Genomic DNA, 5,201 nt, shown 5'->3' with positions numbered 1-5,201 from the left:
TGGTAGTGTGGGGTCTCCCCATGCGAGAGTAGGTCATTTCCAGGCGCCTAATTTACTCGAAAGAGTAGTGATAAGCCCGTTGCTAACGCAACGGGCTTTTTTGCGTCTGCAGTTTAGTCAATATGGTCAGAGAAAGAAGCATGATAGCAGTGTGGCCGATATGCTCATGCCAGAATAGGTCATTTCCTGGCGCTAATTTTTCTGAAAAGAGAGGCTCGAAAAAGAAGTGAAAGCCAGTTGCTAACGCAACGGGATTTTTTACGTCTGCAGTTTATCAATATGGTCAGAGAAAGAGGCATGATAGCAGTGCGGCTTATATGCAACTCATACTATTCCTTATAATTCAGTGATCACTGTTGCCACTTGACGATGACATACCCTTTTGATGCACTCCTTATCTTTAATGAATGTATTCCATGCTTCACTACAGACGTCTATTGCCTCGTGATCCTCCAAATCATCTGCAATGTCATTCGTGTGCTAACACGTAGCATCCATAACCACTACAGCATACCGTCCGCTTAGTGTTGCCGTTGAGATTTGTTGCAAGTGAGGGACTGAAATTTCATCTTTGTTTATGTAAGATTAATTGAGGTTTCGGCGGTTTAAATTGACCTTTACAGACAACCTGTACCAAATAGACGGGAATATTCGAATTGCTGTTGTCCGACTGTCAGTGAACGAGCCCTTGCTCAGCCCAAGTATATCCAAGCCAAACCAATGTTAACAAGTGTATTAAGTTTTAAATAGAAACTCACTAATCAAATTAATTTTCCCTGTTACAATATGACATTACTCTTTGATAGATTATTTTATGCCTACTTCTTTAGCTCAGTTGAATACTTTTGGCCTTCAACAGTATTGTTCATCTCTAGTTAGAGTGTCTTCGAAAGTCGATCTTATAGATACCTGTGCCCATTTATATTTAAAGCAGATGCCCATGCTTATTGTTGGGGGGGGCAGTAATTTGGTATTTACTAGTGACTACCAAGGTACAGTCGTTAATATTGCCACTAAAGGTATTAAAGTGACAACGGACACTGACTATTATTACGTGAGTGTGCAAGCGGGTGAAAATTGGCATGAGATAGTTGAGTTTTGTTTAGCTAATCAGATTAATGGCCTTGAAAATATGGCACTTATTCCGGGGACCGTAGGTGCTGCACCGATACAAAATATTGGTGCTTATGGCGTAGAATTTAATCGTTTTTGCCATGAGATAGAATTTTTACGATTAGATACAAACGAGCTACAAGTGTTCAGTAATCAGCAATGCCATTTTAGTTATCGTGAGTCTATTTTTAAGCAGGAATTAAAAAATCTAGTTGTTGTCACTGAAGTGACATTGAAGTTACCTAAGCAATGGCAACCAGTGTTGGATTATGGTCCGCTACAACATATGGATCCTTTAACCGTCACGGCAAAACAAATTTTTGATTGTGTATGTCAAGTTCGTCAATCTAAACTGCCTGACCCTAAAGTATTAGGCAATGTTGGCAGTTTCTTTAAAAACCCAATTGTTGAGGCAAGTAAGTTTATTGAGCTCAAGGATCAATTTCCAACTATGGTTGCTTATGAGCAAGTCGATGGGCTATACAAACTAGCCGCAGGCTGGCTTATTGAACAAGCTGGGCTGAAAGGCACCCGAGTTGGTGGCGCCGCAGTACATCAGGATCAGGCGTTGGTGTTGGTTAACGTGGGACAGGCAACTGGCGAACAAGTATGCCTGTTAGCACGTCATATTATTGAAGTTGTATTTAATAAGTTTACAGTAACGTTACAGGCCGAACCGAGAATTATGGGGCCTGACGGGGAGATTGAAATCAATGAATGATCACTGGTTACGTAAAAGACAGATATTAGCTTGTTTAAGCCATAAGGGTTTTGTATCTGGTGAAGCTATAGCTCAAAAACTAGCGCTGACTCGTGCAGCAATAAACCAACATATTGATGCGCTAAAAGATTATGGGCTCGAAATTTATAGCGTTAAAGGTAAAGGATACAAATTAGCCAACGCAATATCACTCATAAATGAGAGTGAGTTGATTAATAACATTGATAATCGATGTTTTTATTTTGATGAAACTAACAGCACAAATGCTTTCATGTTAAACCATGCTTCGGAACTTGAGTCTGGCGATATTTGTGTTGCTGAGTATCAATCTGCGGGGCGTGGACGTCGTGGTCGTCAGTGGTTATCGCCATATGGCCATCATATGTATGCATCTTTGTTTTGGCGGTTAAATCTGGATATCACATATGCTAGCGGGTTAAGCTTAGTTGTAGGATGTTCAATCGTTAAAACCCTGCAGGAATTAGGTGTAGAAGGCTTAGGTGTTAAATGGCCTAATGACATTTATCTGGAACACAAAAAGTTAGCCGGTATTCTCATTGAGTTGAACCATCACTCAGATACACAGACTGAATTAATCATAGGTTTTGGGATTAATATGAGTATGTCTGTGGAGCAGGGTGTATTAATTGACCAACCTTGGAGTGATTTGTCTGCCATGGACAATATGCCAGATAAAACGACGCTAGTTGTTAAATTACATCAACAACTCAAACGTGATTTATTATTATTCGAACAGCAGGGTTTAGATGCATTCCTACAGCGCTGGAATGACAATGATTTATTTATTAACCGCGAGGTAACGTTATTAATGGCGCCTAATAGCGTAACGGGTACTTGTCGTGGTATCGATAAACAAGGCGCGATTTTATTAGAAAATGATCAAGGAACACTCGCATTTGTGGGTGGCGAGATAAGCTTAAGAGCGAGCTAAAAATAATAAATAGAAGCCTATTAACTAGACTTTTAATAGTGTTTATTTTCGTAATAACACTTTATTCATTAAGTGGTTTTGGCCTTTTTGTAAAATAAGGTGTGCTCTTTCTCTGGTCGGTTGAATATTGAGTTGTAAGTTTGGACCATTAATGGTGTCCCAAATATTAGCTGCAACCGCATTAGCTTCATCGTCACTAAGTGAAGAGTAGTGATGAAAAAATGAATCTGGATCACTAAATGCTCCTTTCCTAAACTGCAAAAACCTCTGCTTATACCATTGTTTTAATAATGTTTCTTCGGCATCGACATAAATAGAAAAATCAACAAAGTCAGAGACAAACGGACGCCTTGTATCGATAGGCGTGTCGAGTCCTGTTTGTAAAACATTAAGGCCTTCTAGGATTAAAATGTCAGGTTGACGGATTGCTTGATGTTCGTCGTGGCATCTATCGTAAGTGACATGTGAATATAACGGTGCCAACACTTCTTTGTTACCCGCTTTAACTGCAGAGATAAATTCAACTAACATTTTCATGTCGTAGCTCTCAGGAAAGCCTTTACGTTGCAATAAACCTTTACGTTTAAGATCGGCAAGCGGGTATAAAAAGCCATCAGTAGTAATCAGGTCTACTTTAGGATGCTCGGGCCAACGTTGTAATAACGTTTGTAAAATTCGGGCAGTAGTGCTTTTACCAACCGCAACGCTGCCAGCAATACTAATGATATAAGGGCTAGGAGAGTTTTTTTGTTCGAGGAATTTACCCAGGACTAGGCCGCGTTGTTGTTTTGAGCCGACAAAAAGATTTAATAACCGGCTTAGAGGCAAATAAATGTCAGTGACTTCATCGAGTGATAGCTTCTCATTCATACCACGAAGGTTTTCGAGTTCTGTTTGGCTCAATGTGAGTGGCACTGATTTACGTAATTCAGCCCAATGCTCGCGCTGAAAAGCAAAGTATAGTGCATCTTGTATTGAGTTTATTGAAGTCATAACCATTCCTCTAGGTTGGTCAGGCACATTACACTATCGAATAATAGGCGACAATACTTTGATATTGATTTCTGGTCATGTGGATTATATTCGCCTAGAAATTGCCCTTTATTTCAAAAAGGAGAGCAAAAAAGCGACATTTGAAACTTTTTTTAAGTTTTTTCGCATTTATCTATTGCACTCCTGAGCACATTTACCTAATATCCGAACCCGAAATGACACGCCGGCATAGCTCAGTTGGTAGAGCAACTGACTTGTAATCAGTAGGTCCCGAGTTCGACTCTTGGTGCCGGCACCATTTTCTCTGGAGGGGTTCCCGAGTGGCCAAAGGGATCAGACTGTAAATCTGACGGCTCAGCCTTCGAAGGTTCGAATCCTTCTCCCTCCACCATTTTCTAGGTAGTTAGGTAGCCTATGTTAGGTTGCGCGGATGTCGTATAATGGTATTACTCCAGCCTTCCAAGCTGATAACGCGGGTTCGATTCCCGCCATCCGCTCCAAAATTTGATTGCTGATATGGCTCAGTTGGTAGAGCGCACCCTTGGTAAGGGTGAGGTCGGCAGTTCGAATCTGCCTATCAGCACCAGCCTGTCATACTAACTCCTTAACGATAATCGATTCGATGTCATATTAATGCATCGGATTTTTACTATATGTGTTTTTTCATCACCAAACTATTGGATTGAGGCGATACCATGGCAAAAGCTAAATTTGAACGTAAAAAGCCCCACGTAAACGTAGGCACCATCGGTCACGTTGACCATGGTAAAACAACTCTTACAGCAGCTATTTCAGCTGTGTTGTCTAAGACTTATGGTGGTGAAGTTCGTAACTTCGCACAAATCGATAACGCTCCAGAAGAGCGTGAGCGCGGTATTACCATTAATACTTCTCACATCGAATATGACACACCAGCACGTCACTACGCGCACGTTGATTGTCCAGGTCACGCCGATTATGTTAAAAACATGATTACTGGTGCTGCACAGATGGACGGCGCGATTTTAGTAGTAGCAGCGACTGATGGCCCAATGCCACAGACTCGTGAGCACATTCTACTTTCACGTCAGGTAGGTGTACCTTTCATCATTGTATTCATGAACAAATGTGACATGGTAGATGACGAAGAATTACTAGAATTAGTAGAGATGGAAGTTCGTGAACTTCTTTCAGAATACGATTTCCCAGGTGATGACTTACCAGTTATCCAAGGTTCTGCATTAAAAGCGTTAGAAGGCGATGCAGCATGGGAAGGTAAAATTCTTGAGTTAGCTGAAGCGTTAGACTCTTATATTCCAGAGCCAGAGCGTGATATCGATAAGCCATTCCTACTACCAATCGAAGACGTATTCTCGATTTCAGGTCGTGGTACAGTGGTAACTGGTCGTGTTGAGCGTGGTATTGTACGTGTATCTGACGAAG

General features: G+C 41.1%; 4 protein-coding genes and 4 tRNA genes. 7 read left to right on the top strand and 1 reads right to left on the bottom strand.

What is annotated here, in order from left to right:
- Positions 1-814 precede the first annotated feature (814 nt).
- Both murB and birA read left to right on the top strand, forming a co-directional pair.
- Complete coding sequence (gene murB, locus AC19MX_RS20945; protein WP_498299763.1) at positions 815-1,834, top strand: UDP-N-acetylmuramate dehydrogenase; 1,020 nt, start codon at positions 815-817, stop codon at positions 1,832-1,834.
- Entirely contained in the window at positions 1,827-2,786 is a 960-nt protein-coding gene (gene birA / locus AC19MX_RS20940; RefSeq protein WP_498299762.1) for a bifunctional biotin--[acetyl-CoA-carboxylase] ligase/biotin operon repressor BirA, read from the top strand. Before murB ends, birA begins: the two co-directional genes overlap by 8 nt.
- Before the next feature lie 42 nt (positions 2,787-2,828).
- On the opposite strand, the gene coaA is transcribed toward birA, so the two are convergent.
- Positions 2,829-3,779 (bottom strand): type I pantothenate kinase, encoded by a 951-nt coding sequence (gene coaA / locus AC19MX_RS20935; protein WP_432406050.1) that lies wholly within the window; start codon positions 3,777-3,779, stop codon positions 2,829-2,831.
- 222 nt (positions 3,780-4,001) lie between these two features.
- Between coaA and AC19MX_RS20930 the strand changes: the two genes are divergently transcribed.
- The 5 genes from AC19MX_RS20930 to AC19MX_RS20910 form a co-directional block, all read left to right on the top strand.
- Positions 4,002-4,077, top strand: a tRNA-Thr gene (locus tag AC19MX_RS20930).
- Between the two features lie 8 nt (positions 4,078-4,085).
- A tRNA-Tyr gene (locus tag AC19MX_RS20925) sits at positions 4,086-4,170 on the top strand.
- Between the two features lie 35 nt (positions 4,171-4,205).
- Positions 4,206-4,279: transfer RNA gene (locus tag AC19MX_RS20920), tRNA-Gly, on the top strand.
- Between the two features lie 10 nt (positions 4,280-4,289).
- A tRNA-Thr gene (locus AC19MX_RS20915) sits at positions 4,290-4,365 on the top strand.
- A 109-nt stretch (positions 4,366-4,474) separates the two neighbouring features.
- Positions 4,475-5,201 (top strand): elongation factor Tu (locus AC19MX_RS20910; protein WP_498299761.1); only part of this gene is annotated, 727 nt, incomplete at its 3' end.

The organism is Shewanella sp. MF05956, from assembly GCF_059758055.1.
Note: the sequence above shows the minus strand (reverse complement) of the source record. Positions and strands in the feature narration are given on the sequence as shown.

Coding starts and splice junctions, on each gene's coding strand:
- birA (WP_498299762.1), top strand. CDS start 1,827: ATGAATGATCACTGGTTACGTAAAAGACAGATATTAGCTTGTTTAAGC.
- murB (WP_498299763.1), top strand. CDS start 815: ATGCCTACTTCTTTAGCTCAGTTGAATACTTTTGGCCTTCAACAGTAT.
- coaA (WP_432406050.1), bottom strand. CDS start 3,779: ATGACTTCAATAAACTCAATACAAGATGCACTATACTTTGCTTTTCAG.